The sequence below is a fragment of the Gammaproteobacteria bacterium genome (genome assembly GCA_029881255.1).
Classification (GTDB): domain Bacteria; phylum Pseudomonadota; class Gammaproteobacteria; order S012-40; family S012-40; genus JAOUMY01.
The window spans coordinates 1-20,464 of record JAOUMY010000020.1 but is presented as its reverse complement, the minus strand read 5'-3'; the positions used below and the strand labels follow the sequence as shown (position 1 = coordinate 20,464).

Annotated in this window: 22 protein-coding genes; 5 read left to right on the top strand and 17 right to left on the bottom strand. The window is 49.5% G+C overall.

Annotated features, from left to right (window positions below):
- Positions 1-2: 2 nt before the first annotated feature.
- The 16 genes from OEZ43_21020 to OEZ43_20945 form a co-directional block, all read right to left on the bottom strand.
- Entirely contained in the window at positions 3-1,208 is a 1,206-nt protein-coding gene (locus OEZ43_21020; protein ID MDH5548068.1) for a hypothetical protein, read from the bottom strand.
- A complete protein-coding gene (locus OEZ43_21015) occupies positions 1,208-1,531 on the bottom strand; it encodes a hypothetical protein (GenBank protein ID MDH5548067.1) in 324 nt (107 codons plus the stop codon). Before OEZ43_21015 ends, OEZ43_21020 begins: the two co-directional genes overlap by 1 nt.
- 14 nt (positions 1,532-1,545) lie before the next feature.
- A complete protein-coding gene (locus OEZ43_21010; protein ID MDH5548066.1) occupies positions 1,546-1,917 on the bottom strand; it encodes a hypothetical protein in 372 nt (123 codons plus the stop codon).
- Positions 1,914-2,369 (bottom strand): hypothetical protein, encoded by a 456-nt coding sequence (locus OEZ43_21005; protein MDH5548065.1) that lies wholly within the window; start codon positions 2,367-2,369, stop codon positions 1,914-1,916. The genes OEZ43_21010 and OEZ43_21005 overlap by 4 nt, the downstream gene beginning before the upstream one ends.
- Before the next feature lie 62 nt (positions 2,370-2,431).
- Complete coding sequence (locus tag OEZ43_21000; protein MDH5548064.1) at positions 2,432-3,436, bottom strand: phage major capsid protein; 1,005 nt, start codon at positions 3,434-3,436, stop codon at positions 2,432-2,434.
- 20 nt (positions 3,437-3,456) lie between these two features.
- Positions 3,457-4,623, bottom strand: a complete 1,167-nt coding sequence (locus OEZ43_20995) for a hypothetical protein (protein ID MDH5548063.1) — start codon at positions 4,621-4,623, stop codon at positions 3,457-3,459.
- 149 nt (positions 4,624-4,772) lie between these two features.
- Entirely contained in the window at positions 4,773-6,653 is a 1,881-nt protein-coding gene (locus tag OEZ43_20990; protein ID MDH5548062.1) for a hypothetical protein, read from the bottom strand.
- A complete protein-coding gene (locus OEZ43_20985) occupies positions 6,653-6,886 on the bottom strand; it encodes a hypothetical protein (GenBank protein MDH5548061.1) in 234 nt (77 codons plus the stop codon). Before OEZ43_20985 ends, OEZ43_20990 begins: the two co-directional genes overlap by 1 nt.
- A complete protein-coding gene (locus OEZ43_20980; GenBank protein MDH5548060.1) occupies positions 6,883-7,062 on the bottom strand; it encodes a hypothetical protein in 180 nt (59 codons plus the stop codon). Before OEZ43_20980 ends, OEZ43_20985 begins: the two co-directional genes overlap by 4 nt.
- 191 nt (positions 7,063-7,253) lie before the next feature.
- Positions 7,254-7,754 (bottom strand): lytic transglycosylase domain-containing protein, encoded by a 501-nt coding sequence (locus tag OEZ43_20975; protein ID MDH5548059.1) that lies wholly within the window; start codon positions 7,752-7,754, stop codon positions 7,254-7,256.
- Entirely contained in the window at positions 7,751-8,167 is a 417-nt protein-coding gene (locus tag OEZ43_20970) for a DUF1353 domain-containing protein (protein MDH5548058.1), read from the bottom strand. The genes OEZ43_20975 and OEZ43_20970 overlap by 4 nt, the downstream gene beginning before the upstream one ends.
- Positions 8,164-8,706: a hypothetical protein gene (locus OEZ43_20965; protein ID MDH5548057.1), complete on the bottom strand. Its 543-nt coding sequence runs from the start codon at positions 8,704-8,706 to the stop codon at positions 8,164-8,166. Before OEZ43_20965 ends, OEZ43_20970 begins: the two co-directional genes overlap by 4 nt.
- The gene (locus OEZ43_20960) at positions 8,703-9,536 is read right to left on the bottom strand and encodes a DHHA1 domain-containing protein (GenBank protein MDH5548056.1); all 834 of its coding nucleotides are present in this window, start codon (positions 9,534-9,536) and stop codon (positions 8,703-8,705) included. The genes OEZ43_20965 and OEZ43_20960 overlap by 4 nt, the downstream gene beginning before the upstream one ends.
- Positions 9,537-9,585: 49 nt before the next feature.
- Positions 9,586-9,894, bottom strand: a complete 309-nt coding sequence (locus OEZ43_20955) for a Gp49 family protein (protein MDH5548055.1) — start codon at positions 9,892-9,894, stop codon at positions 9,586-9,588.
- A gap of 602 nt (positions 9,895-10,496) precedes the next feature.
- Complete coding sequence (locus tag OEZ43_20950) at positions 10,497-12,329, bottom strand: DEAD/DEAH box helicase family protein (GenBank protein MDH5548054.1); 1,833 nt, start codon at positions 12,327-12,329, stop codon at positions 10,497-10,499.
- A gap of 235 nt (positions 12,330-12,564) precedes the next feature.
- Positions 12,565-13,140, bottom strand: coding sequence for a hypothetical protein (locus OEZ43_20945; protein ID MDH5548053.1), 576 nt, complete (start codon positions 13,138-13,140; stop codon positions 12,565-12,567).
- A gap of 668 nt (positions 13,141-13,808) precedes the next feature.
- On the opposite strand from OEZ43_20945, the gene OEZ43_20940 reads away from it, so the two are divergent.
- From OEZ43_20940 to OEZ43_20920, 5 genes are read left to right on the top strand one after another with little or no spacing between them, the layout of a single operon-like run.
- Entirely contained in the window at positions 13,809-14,840 is a 1,032-nt protein-coding gene (locus tag OEZ43_20940) for a DUF932 domain-containing protein (GenBank protein MDH5548052.1), read from the top strand.
- A gap of 45 nt (positions 14,841-14,885) precedes the next feature.
- Complete coding sequence (locus OEZ43_20935; protein MDH5548051.1) at positions 14,886-15,089, top strand: hypothetical protein; 204 nt, start codon at positions 14,886-14,888, stop codon at positions 15,087-15,089.
- Positions 15,090-15,100: 11 nt separating this feature from the next.
- Entirely contained in the window at positions 15,101-16,417 is a 1,317-nt protein-coding gene (locus tag OEZ43_20930; protein ID MDH5548050.1) for a methyltransferase, read from the top strand.
- Positions 16,414-16,617, top strand: coding sequence for a hypothetical protein (locus tag OEZ43_20925; protein MDH5548049.1), 204 nt, complete (start codon positions 16,414-16,416; stop codon positions 16,615-16,617). Before OEZ43_20930 ends, OEZ43_20925 begins: the two co-directional genes overlap by 4 nt.
- A 60-nt stretch (positions 16,618-16,677) precedes the next feature.
- The gene (locus tag OEZ43_20920) at positions 16,678-16,899 is read left to right on the top strand and encodes a hypothetical protein (GenBank protein MDH5548048.1); all 222 of its coding nucleotides are present in this window, start codon (positions 16,678-16,680) and stop codon (positions 16,897-16,899) included.
- Here OEZ43_20920 and OEZ43_20915 read toward each other — a convergent pair.
- Positions 16,896-20,123 carry a DUF927 domain-containing protein gene (locus OEZ43_20915; protein ID MDH5548047.1) on the bottom strand — a complete coding sequence of 1,076 codons (3,228 nt, stop codon included), beginning with the start codon at positions 20,121-20,123 and terminating at the stop codon, positions 16,896-16,898. The two genes, OEZ43_20920 and OEZ43_20915, sit on opposite strands and share 4 nt — an antisense overlap.
- Positions 20,124-20,464: the final 341 nt, after the last annotated feature.

Genomic DNA, 20,464 nt, shown 5'->3' with positions numbered 1-20,464 from the left:
TATTAGTGCATCCTATCACTGACTATTGTTGCTACATCCCAGAGATTTACCGCGCCCACCGGTAAACTCGCATCCAGCACCAGTAATGTTGCGCCGGTAACTGCATCCTTAAACGTAAAGATGTACCTCGATTGCTCAGTGCCTTTAATGTTTGGCCACAATTCGATACTGCCTACGCCCGATGCGTCCAATTGTAATGATTTTTCACTAGGAGAAACGAGCCCATTGTCTTTATCGGTATTACTCAGTTCTGCCGATACAATCGCGTTAGCTAGATTACTTTTTATCGTCACCAGTGCTGTTGACAGTAACTCGACAACTGTTGCAACTGGGTCCCATGCTGTCACAATAGCCGCTGCAAACGTCGGAGAAATTGTCATTGAACCCTGAATGACTGTTGGAGCAATAGCCGTAGCCAATGATTGAGCTAGTTCGGGCGAAATTATCAATGAACCCTGAATGACTGTTGGAGCAATAGCCGTAGCCAATGATTGAGCTAGTTCGGGCGAAATTATCAATGAACCCTGAATTACCGTAGGTGCAAGACAAACGGCTGACACTATTGCCGCTGCGGGTGCGATACTTACGCCGCCGACGCTTGCATCATCGTATGCTTTGTAATTATCAAAATAGCCTACCGTCCCGGTACGTTGAGTGATGACGCCGGGCTTGCCTGTAGCATACGTCGAATCACTTCCCGTGAACGATGATACGCTGTTTTTATAGACTGTAAGATTGCTCGCCCCCGTGCCGATAACTTCCAATTCAATCTTGTCTGCATCTACAACAGACGCGTCTAATTTTTCTGCAACAACGGTCGGCACGCCATCGTCAAATCGTGCAATCGTTATTTTATTTGTGCCAGTATTAAAATAGACAGTGTAACCCTGGGGCTTACCTGATGTGCCGTTTGCGTTTAGACGGGCTGTAGCCTGGTGATAAATTGAGCTGCCAACAACTCCGTAAATTTCTACTTTTTGATCGTTAGACCACGTGCCATTAATATTTGCAAAAAATCCGTTGTAACCTCCCGCAGCAAACCACTTTTGATACAACGTCAATGTTGATAAATCTACTGTCGCGTCCACACCGGGATTACCAGTACATGCAGTAAAATTTAACCCGGTTTCGGGAGTATATGATGTGATTGGAGTATCGGATACAACAGTAAATGCTGCGCTAAACTGTAACGTCGTTGGCGTAGCCATTAACTACGTGCCTCATTAACAGCAAGCATAAATGACGTAATTCCGCCTAATTCTGCTCCATCAAACGGCAATCCGGCTGTGTTAGCTGTGCCAATAATTGCTGTGATCGCTTGTTTTGTTAATACTGGCTGCAAATATATACAGTCTGCATCCGCAATAATCTGAGTGTGCAAAACGTCGCTTGTGTCAGCCTCAACATAAATAAAACCATTACCCGCTAGTCTTTCGCTCGCTGTTTGCACTGAGATGCCGCTCCAGTAATCCAGATAATTACTAATTCGCGGGCGCCTTACCTCTTTGCCATCAACGTATAACTTTGACAAGTATCCGCGAACCATTATTCACTACACATCCGATCAACTTCTTTCCACCACTTATGCGTCGCATCGAAACTACCTTTTTCTTCGCCAAGTCCTCTTGGAAAATTATTCAACTTCATGATTTTTTTTGGATCAGTTATTCGCAGATTAAACGGATGCTGTATGACATTAAACCGTAAATCGCATGTCATAATGCGACGTGCGACTGTGACCCAGTATTGATCGGCTGGCGCGTCTTTTTGCATAATCCCCAATGTACGTAGTTTGTTAAGATACTCCGTAATGCCTACCGGTCCGTCAACCAGCACTTTCTCGTCCGCTTCACTATAACTTGCCCATGTCGGTAAGTTTGCTTGCTCGTCAGATGTTAATGCGCAGCCTTCTATCATGCTATTCTCAACTCTGGATTTTGAATGGTAAGTGATTGGCCGTCAGAAACAGATACAGGGCCGGTTAGGTCAAAAAATGCATCGACGTCGCGATTCGCGACTGTCGCATTATTATCTGTTAAGCCAAGATAATATGCGCCCGTTCCACTCGCCGGGATAGGCCCGCCCGCCGCAGACCACACCAGATCTTTTGTCTGTATGTAGGCTCGGTCATTCGCATCGTCCTCAGTGAAAACATCAAAATCGGTAGCCCCAGGCGTAAGCGCCATGCCATTCCCGGTATAGCCATTTCCGGCATTGATTTCCGTCAAATCTCCTTTGACGTTTGTATCTGCGGTCGGCGTCGTTGTGTTAGTGAATAACACGGCGTAAAAAGTCGCCGGTTGCGCGACACCCCGATAACGCGCCGCGAGTAAATTGTAACGACCACGATTAGTAAAGCCAGATGCCATACTACATCTCCAGAATTAAAAAAAAAGGGCGGTCCCCGTCTCCAGGTCCCGCCCGCACAGAATTAAGTAAAAGTGATGAACCCGTTAGAATTGCGCTTCTTCACAAACACAGCAGCGTACAACAAACAATCGCGCTTTTTCGCGACCTTGTTAGTCATCATCTGCCACTTCTCGAACTGAAAGTTTGTGCCCGAGTGGATGCGCACTTTCACCGAGTCACGGAAATTCATCAACCAACCCGTTTTCGGGTCCATTGATTCATCGTAGATGACAACTTGCGAATTGTACGGGAACATATTAAATGCACCCCAGCCCTTCTCGTCTTTGAGATCCTTGATGCTAAGCTGGAGTTTACTTTCCGCAAACTTCTGCATTTCATCGTAAAGATCTTCACCCGCGATTAAAACGTCCGGTGTTTCACCTTGATACGTACAGAGACGTGTCAATCGGCGAATACCGTCTCGCATTTCTGTGGCCAATGCGTATTGCGTTGCACCGTCCGACTTCAAACCACGTTGCGGATTCCAATACTCAAAGCCTGCCGTTGTGGGCAAAATACCGCCGCATGATTGGTTATATGCCATCACGCGGCCCAAGCCCATCGGCGTGCGACCATCTGCATCCTGGCTGCCCATCAAGTTTGAGCCAAACTTATTCGCCATGGTCTTGAGCAATTGATCCGTCTTGGTTTCAACGAGATCAATCATTTGCTCCTCGCCAGAGTTTTGCACAAGTTCCTGGCGCGAATACATTTGCGTCCCGACCGTTTGCCCGTAGGAAAACTTCGCTTCACTGAGCGCGTCTTGCGGCGTGTTGTCTACGTCGTCATAGTGCGCAAAGTCCTTCACGGTGGAATTTTCTTTGTCGAGCAACTTGACCGGCACATGCGTCCCGATAGACTTCCGGTACTGGATCAAATTAGCGTCTTTCAAGTACCGGAAAACCGGTTGCGGGATGGTGATTTCATCCCCTACTTCTTTGTCCATCTCCTCCATCGTGGTGATGAACATATCGTCGGTGTCAGCTATTCCATCGAATAGTTGCACCCCATCTTTATTAACTGACATGATAGGCCCTCATTGGCCCACTAGCTTCTTGCGTTTGCCTTCGCCATTCGCTGCTTTGCACGGGCATGCGCACGTTGCGCTGTACTCAAATTCTTGTCCAATTTCAACGTGGTCGAGTCTGCGCCATTATCAGCAAGGACCGTATTACTGGCCCGCTTCTGCGCATTTTCAATCTGCGTTTCAAGCGCTTTAACCTTCGCAGTTAACTGGGACACCTTTGCGGCTTCTGCCCGGAGAGTTGGCAACGTCGAGAGTGCATAGGCATCTGCCGCGCTCATCTTCCCTTCGGACGCTTTAATGCGACTAATAATATCGTCACGATAATTCATCCAATCCGGGTTTGTCTCAGTCAGCCTTGAAAACTGCTCGCGCACATTCTTAACCATTGCCTCCGCTTTCGCGTTTGCATTAGTCTGCGCATCCCGATCCGCCAAGGCTTTCTTAACTGCCTTTTCCGTCTCGTTGCGCATGTACGCCGTAAGTTCCGCTGTTGAATTAAACTCAGGCAATTCACCGTCAGACTGCGCAGGGGCATCGAAGTAAACTTCTATCCCCCTTGCTTCGGCAAGTTCCTGGAGTACCGCTTTCGCGTCATCCGTGCTGGCATCGAATCGCGAACGAATATCCGAATATTCTTTGGCTAACGCTCGCTCATGGGCCAGATTCTCAAAAGATTTAGACAAGCCCCCTTGCATCTCTTTGTAGAAATCCACAACGAGAGACTTAGAGGCACCATCGGAAAGCGCATCAAATTTTGCTTTCCAATCGCTTGACCAATTCTCCGGAGCCGTCACGGTGCTGTCGGAATCGTTGCTTTGAGAGCTACTTTCCCCGCTTGTCGCCGCCTGATCGGTTACTGAGGTCGTTGCTTCCTCCCCGCCTTCATGGGTGCTATCACCAGCTTGGGCTTGCGCTTCGCCCGTGGCTGCTTGTCCACTGCTGTCGGGGGATGAAGAATTCTGTTGTGCTGCCGCAACGCGTTCGCGTGCGCGATTTAACGCCCGTTCTGCCGGGCCTTGGAATTTGGCGGGGGTCTGGGTATCCCCCGCCTTTCCAGGGGTTTCACTCGACTGGGAGAAGTCAGTAGAGTTCGGGCTGCCCGCACTAGCCACTCCCGCGTCGCCGCCAGGAGAAGGGTTGCCAGTGTCGGCGATTGTCTGCGTCATTGTTTCGGCTGTTGCACTCATAACACCATCCTAGTTAAAAATAATTTCATTGGCAAGGGAGGAGATACACCTTTTGCCTAATTGGCGGGGCTCATGTCAGGCCGCCCCGCATCCGTTGCCATGCTTCCACCGCCCTTTGCCTGCAACAAGCGGTCGTCTTCGCCTCAGGGTTATCCTTCCACCACCACATTCGCCGCACTGCGAAGTGCTTGCCCATTGGTGATGTCATTCAGATTCGTTTGCGGTATTTGCCCAGGGATTGCTTGGCTAGGCATGGCAGGGATAACGCCCATATCTTCCCGCGCCATAGCAAGCACCGGATTAATGTTGCGCATATCCATCGTGGTCATAAACTCGCGCAACAAGTGGAGATTCACACGCGGCCCGAAACGATCTAGCATGATTGGCATGGCGTCGGTGAACAACTTTTGCTTGATCGGGGTTAATGAGGTTGTTCCTCCTGTGGCCGTTACCTCGAGTTCAAATTCGGGCTGAAACGCAGCACGGCCATACGGGTACATAACCGGCACACCGTCCAACCCAATGAGCTGGACCATTTTCCCCTCTGGTGCAAACCGCGCCAGAAACGCTTTGTGCGTCCTGGCGACATCCGTTAAAAACTTCAAATACAGTCGTTTCTTGCGATTAGGTCTCGCACCGTCAACCTGATTCATCACTTCCGCTTCGGTCGCAGTATCGGCACCTTTACTCGGCCGTTCCGCTATCCCCGATATTTCCCGCACATCCTCTTTTGCCCTTGCCTCTCCCTGGAATATTTCAGGGTGAATATTGGGCGTTGGAATTTCACCAAATAACTTCTCGGGCGGCGTATCGTCATCAATATCTAGTCCTATTGGCGTCGTTCTGCCCGAGTTATACGCAACGGATAGGGCTTCTTCCAGACTTTCGAATCGCTTGTTGAACCAAGGAATACGGCGCAGTTCACGCACCCAGTTTGCAGCACGAGTGCGTGTTTTGTCCGCTTCCCCTGCCGGGTTGCGGATATGTTCGACTTGGCTAATTCCATCCCATTTATCATTAGCAGGGATCGGAATGAAAAAATTAAATGGCGAATCATCAATCGGGCTATCAAATGCAACGCCGATTTTTTGCACATCGAGCAGCATGAGTTCGGAGTCTGGGATATCGTTAATACTGTAACGTTTCGCTTTTTCGCCAGATAGATTCGGCGGGGTTGTCTCGAGAAATTCCATTAGTTCTCGCGTCAGCTTGTTGTATATCTTGATGATGCGTACTGTATCCTCGATAAGCAGCTCGTCATCTTCGACATCACCGTACAGATCCGGGATGCGAAACGCCATGCCCTTTAGATCATTGGGCAATTTTTCCTTGTAAAACGGATCGGATCGCAACACCTCCAGAGAGACGACATCCTCGAATCCGTGCCAGGGAGATGACGGTATTGTTTTTGCGCTGGACGAGAAAAGAAATTGAATAGGTGATACGTGTTTGTCGTAACAATTCTCCCAAATGACTTGATCGGTCATTTCCGGTTCCAATAGTTGCTCCCCGGTATTTTCATCGAGCACTGGGATTAGCACACCATCGCCTTCTTGGAATACCGGCACAAGGTTCTCCATGGGTTCCGTGACTGTTCGATAACCCGTGTATGTAATGCCGTGCCCAATAACAATACCGTCGCGTTTAACCGGATCAACTTCTTCTTTGTGCTTGATTAAACCGGATCTCGACATAGATCGTAAAACGCCCAGCTCTACCACTTGTTCGGCGTGAGTATCCATTGGACCAAGTTCGCGCGTAAAATCACTTGCAGTAGCACGTATTCCGACGTTAGGCATTTCCAGTATACCCATGGTTTGCTCAACATTCCGATACACCAGACTCAGGCGAATTTGATCGCCATTGGGCAGATGCACAGACTCGTCATCGTTAGCGCCCTTTTCAACTGAGTAAGACCGTGCGTGCAAAATAGCATATCCGGCCCAATCGTCTACGCGCTTGTCACGTCGTCTACGCGAGGCTTGTATACGCTTGTGCCACATTTTGGTGTCGATCGGACCGTCTTGCATTAATCAGTACCTCGTTTATTAATGGCCTTCCAAATTTGCTCCAATTTGTTGTCGATTTTCTCGAGCCGATTTTCTACATCATCTTTGTGCATATAGTTGTCAGATATATGTATGCGGAGTTTAACGACATCATCTTTCGCCTCTTTGGCGTCATTCAGCGCCTTTCGCAACATGACTCCAAGCCCCAGCGAAAAAAGCAACATAATGACTTCCATCGGTTCCATCGCTGTCACGGCAAGTAGCTCTTCTTATTGCTCTTACTGATGCCGACACGAATAGTCGAAAACGGTAAAAGATACACAATTTGTTCTACCATCTTGCCTAGTTCAATATCACCCTGAAGAAATTGAGAAACAAAAAATAGCATGCCGCCCAACACTGCCAAATGCGTTTTTTTACCGTCTAACATGATTAACCGCCTCCGAGGGGTTGTAAGTTGAGAGACTAGATTGTTCGCGGCCCCTATTCACCACGAACAATCCAACTACGCCCGGAGCACTGTACGCAGATTAACGGATCGCTCCTCACCCGCAGGGATACGCCCCTCTTTTGTGTGCTTCTTGAGTGAGCGAGGGGACACATCTGCGATATGTAATGAAATCACTCAAACACTTTATCGACATAAGTCTGGTTCGCAAACGTACCATCGTTATTGAATTTCGGCGTACCCGCGTTATACGCAGCCACAACGCCCGCCCAATCATGTAAATCAATAAACGAATCGCGTAATCGCGCTAAGTATTTACAACCGTATAGAATACCCAGGTCAACCGAACACAATTCCGGGAAGTACCCGTTAAACCCATACTCACGCGCAACTGCACCCATGACTTGCATTGGCCCCCAGGACGTTTTCTGCCCCGTGATTTCTGTTTGCCACGTCGAATGTGGATAGTGAGGGAACGCGCCAGACAAATTAATTTGTTTTATCGGCCCACCTTCTTTCACATCCCAAAGCCAACGATAGTCAGGTTCATAGCGCATCGCGAAAATATCGCCGCTGCTTTCGGCTCGAACAATACCTAAGACGATTGTCGATGGTATCTCGTACCGTGCCGCATACGCTTTTGCGCTATCTAGAATATCTGTATTCAGGTTCATACAATATCCCAATCAACATCCCAATCCAGATTCACGTCAGCGAGTTCGTCTGCGCGGTTCTTATTAGCCCAGAATGCAGGCCCGCCAAACAACTTAACCGACAAATAATACTTGTACGCACGTCGGCGACGGAGAAACTTAATAAAGCCGTATTTCGTATGGGCTTCAATAATGCGGATCATGTTGTTTAAAAACGCACGATCCGCTTCTTCTTTGTCCGCGATAACTTGGCCATGGTGATACATCCAATCATGAATGTTGCACGCCGCAGTCACCGACAGACCGTACAGCGTATCCGGCACAAGTAAGCCGCCCAGGCCTTTTGTTCCACACCCGTTGCAAACACTATCTCGCACAAATGGTTTAGCTGCCCAAAACGATTTTGGTGCCCAAAGCTCTGCGGTCTTCGTCAATGGTCTACGCCTCCGCTAAGATCCTTAATCATTTGCTCTGTAAAAAGGTCGGGGTTTTGATCCAGATAGGCTCGACAATCCGCGTCGGTCGCAAAGTCGCATGTAATGTTTTGAGCAACAGCCAGAATGTCAATAAAATCATCATCAGGGTTAATTGCATCACTGCCAAAACGCGAAACAACGCCGAGCCCTTCCCGTCCGTTCTTTCTCTCATTAAGTGCCATAACTTCTGGAATTTGCTCTAACAATTGATATATTGTTTTTGTCAACCCGATAAGCTCTATTTCAATCATCTCATTGCAGTCAAAGCCGAAAGTATCACTCGCCAACTTGTCGAATTTCTCAATACAAGTCGCTAAGTTATCGGGAACAGTATACGGCGATTGTTTTACTAACCACTTCGCCAATGACCCTGTAAAATCACTCCTAAACGCCCAAACTTTACGTTTAAAACGTGAATGAACATTTATGCCATCTTCCGGTGAAGAAAGTACTTTGACTTCACCGAAATCGCTTAGAATATCGACCAAATCGTTCATCCCTGCAACTCCCCTAAATGTCGTACGGCGAAACCGGCCGCCTTCGCGTGCCCACCGCCGCCATAACGCTTAGCAATTTCCGATACATCAATATCATCGCGCCGCGTGCGCAGATTAAACACAATATTGTCCTTCATCTGCATATAGGTTGCGCCCAGCGCATGGCCTTCTGACAGTTCGCCAGCAACATCCGATGCAAACCACCAGGGGCAATTCACGGTTGGTACAGCGTAACCACAGATAACCAAATGTCTGGTATGTTCTTTCAGTTTCTCGACGTACTGACGATGCGCACGATTAATTGCGTCACCTTCCAGAGCAAGTAAAGGCAAATCGTTTTCTCCAAGGGGCCTTGTGTAATAATCCCAGGCCGTAAATTCAAACGGACGCGAGAACAACGCCGCAACAATATTCTTCGTTTCCTCAAACTCAAACTTCCATAAATCTCGATCCTGGATATGCAAGAGTAGTTGAGGCACCGGGGTATCATGCAAATACTGCCACGTAATTACCGCTCCAGAACGACCCATGTCGAACTCGCCTCGAACCACTCCAGATTCCAGTAGTCCCTCCAGGTCTTCACGGGCCGTTTTATGATGATCAAGAACCGTGACACTATTCGCGACACGAGCGATTTGCTCCATGACATCGCGTTTATAGCTAAAATCCACAATGTAAACATCGTGGCCAGTGCAATCAGGAGGAGCGTACCCATACACACCCTTGTGATACTCCACTGCATCGCCGAACTTCTTCCAAACCGCAAATGCCGCGCCGAAACCATCCGTGCAACCTCCGTGGTAAATGCAAATAATTTTCTTATCATCCATTCGCTCATCCTCAATTGAGGCGACCGTAGCCGCCTCTATGAATCAACTATCAGTCATTCCCTAGTTCATAAAGTTTCTGTTTTAGCAGATAACCTTCTAACGCCCAGATCTTATCTCGCGCTTTCGTTCTCGCGATATTGCGACCTAGCTCAGCATTAAAATTCTCTGGGCTGGCACAAGCAGATTCGCCCGTTACAGTAAATCCATTGCGCAATGTCAGGCAGCACACGGTTAATTGTGTCCCCTCAAAGACGTGGTATTGCTCGATCTTGATGACGCTATCGATATCGTCTGGCGTAAGCCGAGGCGCATCCAGTTCTTTTTCCTGTATCTCTCGTTCAATCTCTTGCTCGTTCATGTTCTACTCCTTTCGGTTTATGTTGCACAATGAATGGTATGTAATCGCCAATGCACAGAGGGGGAAGTGGAATTTTGTTTCCAACTTCCTCGTCTTTACACTGAGTAATTGTTTCACATGGAACGGTTGATACTTTATACGCGCCGACTTCCAAAACAGGCTTGTCATTCAATTCGTGCAATTTGTTGTGAATCACCACTGTGATTTCGTAAGATGCTCTCAAAGCAGCGATAAGCACTACACCCGATAGCACAACCCAGCATAGCGTCCTGATAAATTTCCGATTAACTAATGACGGTGATTCCATAGTCCTCTGCTCCACGCAAACGTGTACCAAAAACTTAACAAGAAAATCCCCCATTGCTCATTCATAAAAGTTGTATAGAACCACAATGGTTGACCCAATATTCCACAAATGAATCCGATGCGTTTCAGTTCATTCCGCTTACTGCCGACAAAAAACACGGCACTAGCTGAGAAAATAAAAATCAGTATTTGAACAATTGTATCGGTCATAATTCCCCAACTAAGCAACCCAACGCCCAAATGAATCGCGAAAATAAGACCCACGCAAACAATACATAGGCAGGTGCCTATCCAATTCATCGAATAAAGTTGGCGTCATACATTCGCGCCCTCAAACGTGAAAAATGCTTCTTTATTGCCGGATGAAAGAATTCCTCCGGTTTCTGTTTCTTTTTTGCTTCTTTGTGCTCAGGCACATGCACCATTAACGTATGTAGAAAGCCTTCCGCAAGATTCCCCGAAGCGCCCTTTTCTTCACCCAGACGTGACTTGATTTCCTTCTTTGTTTCAACCTTGATGCGCCGACTGGCATCCTCATGAAACCCAGGCTGTGTAAGTTGCGCCTTTAGCCCTGGCAGTTCGCGCGCATAGCAACGCGGATTCGCAAAGAATTTGCGCCCTTCTTTAAACCACATTTCATCGCGCCGACGATAAAACCGTTTATTGTCGGCGGCCCCCGTGCCTGAGTTAAACAAGATAACGCGCACACCAAGTTCTGGACGGTCTTGATGAAAATATTTTGCAAGGTACTCCATCGCGCCCCGGCCAACTCCGTTAGCGTCGCCAATAATGAACTTCGCTCTATACAATTCTTGCCAATCAATTGCGCGTTGCGCCGCGTCGAGTGTAATTTCTTCCGGCTTTTCTTTTGGCAACCATTCTTCACCATCGAGACAATTAAAACCTTGTCTCGCGCCAATAGAATGCTTATCGGATGTAAGCCCGAAATCGAGGCCAAGTACCACAGACTCCGACTTGCTCGCTTGATCCGGTTCTCGTTTAAATGCATCTTCGATCCAGTGTGTTTTGATACATTGCTCAAATGCACTTCGCGGTTTCATTCCACGCACGCGCACACGTATCCGATCATGGTCCTCATCACCATCGCATTCGCGCAATAAGTTCTCCCAATACTTCGGCTGAACAAATCCTCGAATTCGATAGCGTCGTATCTCTGCTTGTTTGCCCGGTTGTGGAATGTGGCGAAACGGTAGCTCATACACATTTTCGCGATTCGACATCCGGCAATCGAGATTCACCACGCCATACCGTTGTGGGTTGTCCATTGCTTCCGCAAACCAACCATCGGGCCGCGTAGGATTTCCCATCGCAAGAAACCGGGCCCCATCTTCGGACAAGGCCCCCTCTAGCACTTCACGAATAGCGTCGTCGATACCACTGGCTTCTTCCGCGATTATCAAAATACCGCCCGAGGGGATATCGTCGGATTCTTCACCAAAAAAATCGGCGAGTTCACCGAACGGATCATCGTCGTCGAGTGCGTGCGCTCCCTGAAGACCTTCAGGCTTCTCAGGTCGAGCCGTTCGCGCAATGCACATCCAGTCGCCGTTATCAGGATTCCGGTGCGTAATACTAGAACCGAGAATTTCCCAATCGGCCGCAATCATGCTCCAGCGTTTTTTTAAGCGCCGGTACATTTTTCGGACTTCACCCCAAAGCTGCCCGGTCAACTGGTCTGACGTTGGCGCCGTACAAATGGTTTTTGAAAACGGGTGCGTGATGAGATGCCACCAAATCGCAATCGCCAATACCCGCGTCTTTCCCAAACCGTGTCCTGACGGGACAATCACTTGGCGTTTCGCGTTAGCCGGATTCAGTCCATAAAACTCATACAACGCCAGTGGTGCGTCGGCGAGGTCTAGAAGGATCTGTGCTTGATAAGGCTGGATCACAATGCGCAGAGCCTCTATGCCGAAAGCAACTGGATCGAGTCGCCAGCGGAGGATTAGCCAAGCCAGATGATCGTATGCGCTCATGTTTGCGGGCAGTAGCCATTGCCACGCAATTTGCTCTTTTTCAGTGAAAGGACGTGCGGTATGCGTGATGGATGCAAGCGCAGATTCGGCTAACGTAGGTTCTTGTGCCGTTGCAGTTGCCACATTATCCATCACGACCCGCACCCTCCCACAAAAGAGATGCGCCCCGTGGCATCGGCCCACGGCCAACCCTGGATTTCCCACGGTCGCCGCTCACTCCGAGACCGGATTAAACACGAAAGGCTGGCATGGGTAGCCCTCCCCAGGACATTGATATCCCTAGACCCCTGTAGCATGGTTAGCTGACAACGATTCTCCGGCATGGTTAGCTCAGAGCGCCCGAGTGCATGGTTAGCTACCCGGCAGGTCATGTGTTTTCCCCCGAATCGGAATTTGGGAAATAATCAAAATTTTTCGCGCCTACCGGGTAAGTAGGGGTGGGGGCGGCTGGGGGGGTGCCGGGGGTGGCCTGGGGCGCGTCCTGGCTGGGTAGATCAAACGGCAATTGAGGCAGGAAAAACGGCCCTTTTCCCAGCCCTGCTGATTCGCTATCAGTAGTTCTTTGCCCGTAACCCGTTGATTTTACTTGTTCATTGTCGCTTTTGGTGTGGACTTCGGACGTATTCAGTCCGCCGAGCCTACCGATTGCGGTCTCAAGTGCTGTCTTGCCAGCGTCGCCGCCCTGGTCCTTGTCGCTCTTGGGCGCGAACTGTGACCAAACCGCTAACACTTTGAGCCCGTCGCCCGCTAGGATTGCATCACTGACAACCATTGCCACCGCCGTTTTTGCGTCCTCGTGGAGATTGCCGGTTGCTAAGTGCCTGTGTTTTGTGGCCGCCGCATGTGCGAAACCTGCCTGGATCGCGTTGTCAATGTCGCGCCGGATCTGTGCCGCTCCTCCTGTCTTTGGTCCCGATCCTGTACGCGCACCACCCCAGCCCATTTAAGCCGCTCCTCTAAACTTGAAAGCACTTGAACACTCAACCGCTCGCGCCTGCCTACCTCCTGGCGCGGGCTTCACCGCTTAAAAGCTAGCAGAACGTTGTTTTAGGTGCAACTTTGCGGACTGACTCACAATGCGGATTGATTGAGACAGAGCGAGACAACCGCTAGGGGCCCTTGTGGTAGTGTTTAATAGTTGTTTTTAATAGAGAAAGAATAAAATAGCCATCTACTTTGCCGTGTCCAGGTCCCGGAGTGACTCACTGACTCACTGACTCAACTAGCGAATATTACGCGCAACCCCGGACCAGTCGGGAGGGTGCAGCATACGATGTGTGGGGTATTGTTTCTCTTTGTGTACTGTGCCTAACCCGCTTGAGTCTGTGAGTCAGTGAGTCGGCCCGCTTTATATTTCTTTTATTTCAATTAGTTACTAGTGGACAAGGGGATAGAACGGGATGAGCCACCCCCCCCCCGAATGCAGAGACAGGGTAACGGGGAATCCATAAGTAATTCTAATACGGTATAAAAATAACAAATAAAACAATTGAAAATAAATCTTGCAATTGGCCCAACATGGGCCTAGACTTGTCTTCAAGTGGGGCGCTGATAACACCGCGCCAACGGTAGAACCCCACTAACCCACTAACACAAACAGGAGTCAATACAATGGCACATATGCTAGATAGAAATGTTTTTGGTCGCATCCCTATGGCTTACGTTGGGGCAACTCCCTGGCATGGACTCGGGCAACAATTGCAAGCAGGCGCAGACATAGAGACCTGGAAAATACAAGCCGGTCTCGATTGGACGATCAACGCCTCCCACGTAAAATATACCGATCAATACGGCACAATCCACACTATGCCGGGTCAAGTTGTATTACACCGTTCCGATGATAATTCCCCGCTTTCTGTGGTATCCGAACGGTATAAAGTTGTTCAGCCCGAAGAAGTTATCGAGTTTTACCGCGACTTAACAGAGGCCCACGGATACGAACTTGAAACCGCCGGAAGTCTTGGCCATGGCAAAAAAGTATGGGCACTAGCCAAAACGGGTATGGGTAAAACATTAAAAGGCCGCGATGAAATCAATAATTATTTATTGTTGGCTACCGCTTGCGATGGCAGCATGGCGACCCGCGCACAGTTCACCAGTGTTAGAGTCGTATGCAATAACACGCTAAGCGCAGCACTCCGCAACGCTGACAACGCAATAAAAGTACCGCACTCGACAAAATTCAACGCTGATCAGGTTAAAAGTGATCTGGGAATTGTTCGTAACAGTTGGGACGAGTTCGGCGACATCATCGACGAAATGAGCCGTTGCCGCGTTACTCCCAAAGACGCCGCCGAAGTTATTTTTGATTTGCTCAAATCCCCATCAAGTAAAACTATCGACGACGAATCCAGGCGAAACAAAAACATCATGCGCGAAGTGATGACATGCGTTGCAAGGTCTCCAGGCGCAGGCCTCGAAAGTGCGGACGGTACAGCGTGGGGGCTACTTAACGGCATAACTTATTATGTTGATCACAAGGCAAATTCACGCAGCAACGACAACCGCCTTAACTCTGCATGGTTTGGCAAGGGCGCGACGTTGAAGGATAAGGCCTTTCAACGAGTCGCCGAGCTAGTAGACGCTAAGCCACCCGCGCCGACTGAAAACGTGTTCGATCTTTTCCCTAACTTGAACGGTTAAGCAACCAGGGGCGGTTTTGCCGCCCCTCTTTTATGAGGATGCACCATGAAACAAATAATAGTCAAAGTGAAAAATGTATACGGACAAGACAAAATTTATCCGGTTTGTAATGCCGCGCAAACATTTGCGCGGATCGCTGGAACTCGGACACTTACCCCGGAAGTAATGAGCCAAATTAAAAAACTAGGGTATGTGGTAACAGAAGAACGCACGCCAATGATTGATAACATTTTAGCCAGTTTTGCATAAGGGGAACGACAATGGGAAACGAATCTCAATCACTTCTTGATTTTTTCTTCGGTACAGAGCAAGAGCCCGCGCAGGAAATTAAACAACCCGCGCCGATGATCACTGAACCTGAGACGGTCGCACACATTGAAAAGCACCGCCACACTAAGCGCCGTTTTGACATGTATATGGTCGTCATGCGCGACCGAGTGACGCGGGAAGAATATCTAGATTTATTGCATGAGGCTAAAAAATTAGACGGTTGGTGGTCTCGTCAATGGGAGGGCACGCCGGGAGGTTTTGCGTTTCGGAAGGAGGCCGCCGCCCTGGAATTTCTCAGCAAAATTGAGCCGCATGAAATCCCCGCGCCTATCGTTGAGCAACTCCCCGAGAAGGTAAGCCGCCCCGCAAACCCCCACGCCGAAAAATTGCGCAGCCTAGCGGACAACATGCAGAGCAAGATCGACCACAAACTAGCCGACCGACTAACAAACACGCCGCGCCGATTGAAACAAGCGCAAGGCGCGAGGATTGAGGGGGAGCAATTGCAACGCACCCAAACGGCACTTTTAAAACTGGCCGAACTACACGACGCCGGAGAAGTCCCCGAGGTTTTAAAAGATATTCGCTCAATAAATGCTGTCTATAGCTTATTGAGAACAAGGAAAACAGGCGTAAGCAATGGGTTTCATTCTTATCATGCTTGCACTGGCGAACCAGATAACACTAGCCCCGAAGCCCTCGCCTTATGGGAATTGATCGGAACCAAAAGAGAAGGCCAAAAACAAGCGGACAAACTACGCGAAAGACTGGACGCCCTAAAGTTTTCGAAAATTCCCGGCTACTTTCCAACGCCGAAAAACGTGATCGACACCATGATGGAATATGCCGAACTGAAACAAGGTCATGTTGTACTCGAACCCAGCGCAGGACATGGCGCGATAGCGGACGCGATTGAACCACATTGTGAAGGGGTGAAGTGCATAGAAAAAAATTGGAGTCTTTTTGATATTCTTGAGTTGAAAGGATACAACACAGAACAAGGCGATTTCATGGAGTATAGCGGAAAAGAGAAATACGACCGTGTACTAATGAATCCACCGTTTGAAAACGGCCAAGAGATCGACCACATACGCAAAGCATACAGCCACTTGAAACCTGGAGGCCGCCTAGTGTCTGTGATGTCATCGGGTCCATTCTACCGATCAGATAAGAAAGCGACCGAGTTCAGGGAATGGATTGAGGGAATGACAACCGAAGTCATAGACCTGCCTGAGAATGCTTTCAAGGAGTCAGGAACCGGAGTACGCACCAAACTGGTAGTGATTGATAGGGAGTACACGGAATGAATCTAAAACAGATGACGCAGTTTGTAGAGTATCTGACAAAGGACTTGGAAGGGTCAGAAATCACCGTCGAAGATGTAGAAATATTGGAAGCTGGAGAAAATGAGGACGGATTGCCCACATTGAAACTGGAGCACATGGAAGAACCTTTCCCATATATCGTAACCTTAGACGAGAATGTTGGTATCATTTACCCCGAGTAAACAAAAACCGCCCTACCTCGCCAAAGGTAGGGCGGTCCTAACACAAACAGGAACCAACCAATGCCAGTCCCCGCAGCAACTATACAAACCCGCATACGTGAACACAACACGGCATTTTCTAAGCGCCGCCGCCGCCTGGGTTTGTCAGTCAAGAACACGGCTCGCTGGCTGAGAACCCCCTATACCACGGTTAAGAACTGGAACCAGGGACTAGCAGAACCACCACGCACCGCGATGCGCTTGCTCGCTCTGTATCGTCTTGATCGGTGGGGGAATTATTAGACCATCCCTTCTTCAATCTCACGTAAAGCTATATCCTCCTCAGACTCACCATCAACCACGTCACCGATGAACCGTAAAGATAGCCAGTAAACCCATGGTCTATACTGGCCGTAAGCCTTGATCTTAGGGGCTTTGCGCTTGAGCCCTTTTCGCGATGGGGAATCTGTCTCCCATAAAAACCCTTGCTTGCTCAAAACCTTTAGAATGACTTTGAAATCATAGCCCCGACAAAGTTCCTGCATGCCCTCGTCCGTGATGAGAAAGAAATCATCCACACGAAAGCCCAATAGTTCCTTGTCCGTCGAGGCAGGTGCAGCATCAACCCCTTTGAACCTGCCAATATTGCGTACCAGTTGATCGCGCAACCGAGCCAGACCGCGGTCAATCTCCGACCGATTACTCCCCTGTTCAGCCAGCCAACGGTCACGCACATCCTTAACAGCCTCCAAGGTGTACTCGAGTTGCCAGGGTATAATCCCCGCTTCATAGCCCAACCAGCCAGCCAGTGCAACCAAGGCGAAACGCCGGATCACGCGGCGTCCTTCTTCGGGCAATCGCTCGTCCGCATTCAACCATTCCTCAAGTTGCTTTAAGCGGCCCCGCAAATCGCCCGACAACGTAGCGAGCCCACCGTTATCGTCTGAGTGTAGCTTGTCCGACCATGCAATGAGATAGCTCACCAGTGTAGGGCCTGCCGTCCCGTAATACCGAGTACAGCCCGCTTTCAGTTTCTCAACGAATTCTTTTGGGTCCTCACCGTGGGGATCGACAACCACCGACCGGCTACCATCGCTCGAGGAATCAGCAGGGATATCGGGCAGCCTGGACAGTTGGCCACCCTTTAGCGTCTCGCCATATTCCGCGGCTTTCTGTACCGTGGAGAGTTCGCCGGTTGAGAAAATAAACACTTTCCAGGCGCGCGGCGAGCGCAGGCCGCCCGATATCGTCGCCCGTTCCTTCCCCTTGCCATGAGACAGTTTGTAAATCAGACGGCCCAAGTCCTTATCGGGATACTTACCAATTTCATCGAGCACTAAAATCATATGGTTATGTAGTTCGGCCAAGCCCTCCAACGCATTGCCGGTAACGTCCCACGTCCGCACCGCAGTCAAGCTCGAGTCTTCACCCGGATCAGCAGCACAGCCCCAAGGCGATATCGCCACTTGAGCCGCCGTGGTTTTCCCGCCCGTGGTCAAGCCGTACAAGTGGAATCCACCGCCTTCGACTTCACACAGTTTCATTAGCGGCCCCGCTAAACCGCAGAGTAGCGCAAACATTAGCACCGGATTGCCCTGGCAAGGCGCGGCAACATGCGATTGCCACTCTTTCAGCTTGCCACGACCATGCAAAGTTTCGGCATAGCTCAGGGGAATATCGGATTGATAAACGATTTCTTCTTCTGTGTTGCCCAGCACCGTGCGCGGGAGCACAAATATTCCCTGACTTTCCCGGTTTGAGAACCAACCCAAGCGAGATGTCGATTGCAGGTAACGAGTACATTGCACCGCATTAGCGGCCAATGCACGTTGCATCCATTTTTCTTTACCGGGCACGAAGAAGCATTGTTTATTGGCGAAGAACTCGCCGAGATCACCCGCACGCGCGTGCAAGGCTTTCGCAGGCAACGCCAGCGAATGAAGCCGCCAGCGAGTATCAAAGAACTTAACTAACATACCGGAGTCCCCGGCATTGTCTTCGGTCAGTGCGTCAATCCAAAGCGGTTGATAACAGATAGTCCCCTGGCCGAGATATTCCACACCGTCGTTAGAGATTGAGACCCCATTGATGTAAGGCCACGGCAATCCGGTATCAGGATTGATCGGTACATTATCCGACCAGGGGTTATTAACTGGCTCGCTCGCCCCAAAAGGTGGCGGTTCGTCCGCCCGGTTATTTGGTGCGCCGTTTGGAAACTCAACAACATTAGAGCGCACCGGTTCGACTTTCACGGATCGGCTATGCTTCTTTTTCTTCCCCTTTCTAGCCCACACGGCCAGCCCCGCAGGCGACTTTGTGGGATTGCCATTCGGTAACTTACACCCACCTTTTGGGCATCGCTTGAAACCTTCCTCTTGTATCAGTCGACACGACTGAGGTGCGCCGGAGGTTTGCGCGTGGTCAAATTTGCGGTTTGTTTCGTGTTCGGAATACTTCGGATGCCAACTGTTGTACTTATGCGCCCACTCACGGGCAGAATCGAATCGCGCAATGTTGGTTAACCACGCAAACCACAATGGTTCAGACACGTCAGGCCAATCTTTTGGCCAATTGTTTTCATCAACAACCCAGGTTACGAAATTACACCGGGCTTTTATTTCCTCAAAACCTTCCGCTGGCTCCAACGGTTCCTCACCCGTTCGGGCTTCGTACTCACGTTCAGGCGCGTTACCTGTGTCCGGTTCCAGTTCATGTTCGACCATAAACTCACTAACCTGCGCTGCCGTATTACGCCCGTTCTCAAGGATGGATAGTGTAAATCCCCATTGATCACCCAATGTCGCTCCAGATTCCGGATCAACCCACGCAGTCTTTCCCTGCGAAACTTCGCCATAGCCAAACAATGGGAGTCCAATAAGGTTGCCGTAACCCTTCGCGCTTTTTGGCAGAGTCGCTTGCGCAGGGAAGAACCGGTCGAAGGTACTGAAATCATCATCATCACGTAGCGTTTGCGATTCTTCGAACAGCCAACGCCCCACCGATCGTACATCGCCCGCCGATACACGACTGTCAAAGAACACCCAAACATGATATCCACTCCCGGATTTGCTGCGCTCAATATGCGCCTTAAAATCCCACGTATCGCACGTATCCCAAAACTTTTTAACTTCCTGCCACACTTCATCCGGATTCAATTTACCCGAATGATCGTCAAAGTCGGCAGCAAGGAACTTCACCCGGCAATCGGGATCGAGGACATAGACACCGAGACGATCCTTACCTCTAAGATGCCGGACAACATTTTCAGCCGACAACGGTTTCAATAGTCTGGTTTCAATCCCGCCGCCCTTCGGGATTTTAAACGGCTTAACCAATTCACCGGGCTTAGCGGCATAGTCAGGCGCAACCTTGCTGCCTTTCCATGGTCCCCAGCCGACATGTCGATTCCCCGCGTCATCGGTAAAATCATGATGCCTAGCAGCAACATCCGAGCGACCGCCAACCAGGTCGCATAACGTCTGCGCCAGTGCCAAATAGTCTTCTTTGCGCTCAGGCCACCTTGTCATTATCACCTCGACGGTAGCAGCCATTGAAGTCCAAACCTTCGTCAGCAAAGAAGGCAATCAATAACCGTGCATTGTCTGGCGAGGGCTCTTGTTCGCCAGTTGTCCAACGATAAATGGAGGACCGACTTAGGCCTAACGCTTGCAACCGCCGCCGCGTTTCGCTATTTATGTTCTTGAGCAAAACCTGTAATGGAGAATCCACGATGAAAGTAACCTCATTGTCTACTTATAGACGACAAAAAGTTGCCACTAAAGCAACACTTAATACAAAACATGTTGTAGTAGCTACTGTCACACCCATTTATAGAATAAGCGACAATAATATAATGACTACCTACAAC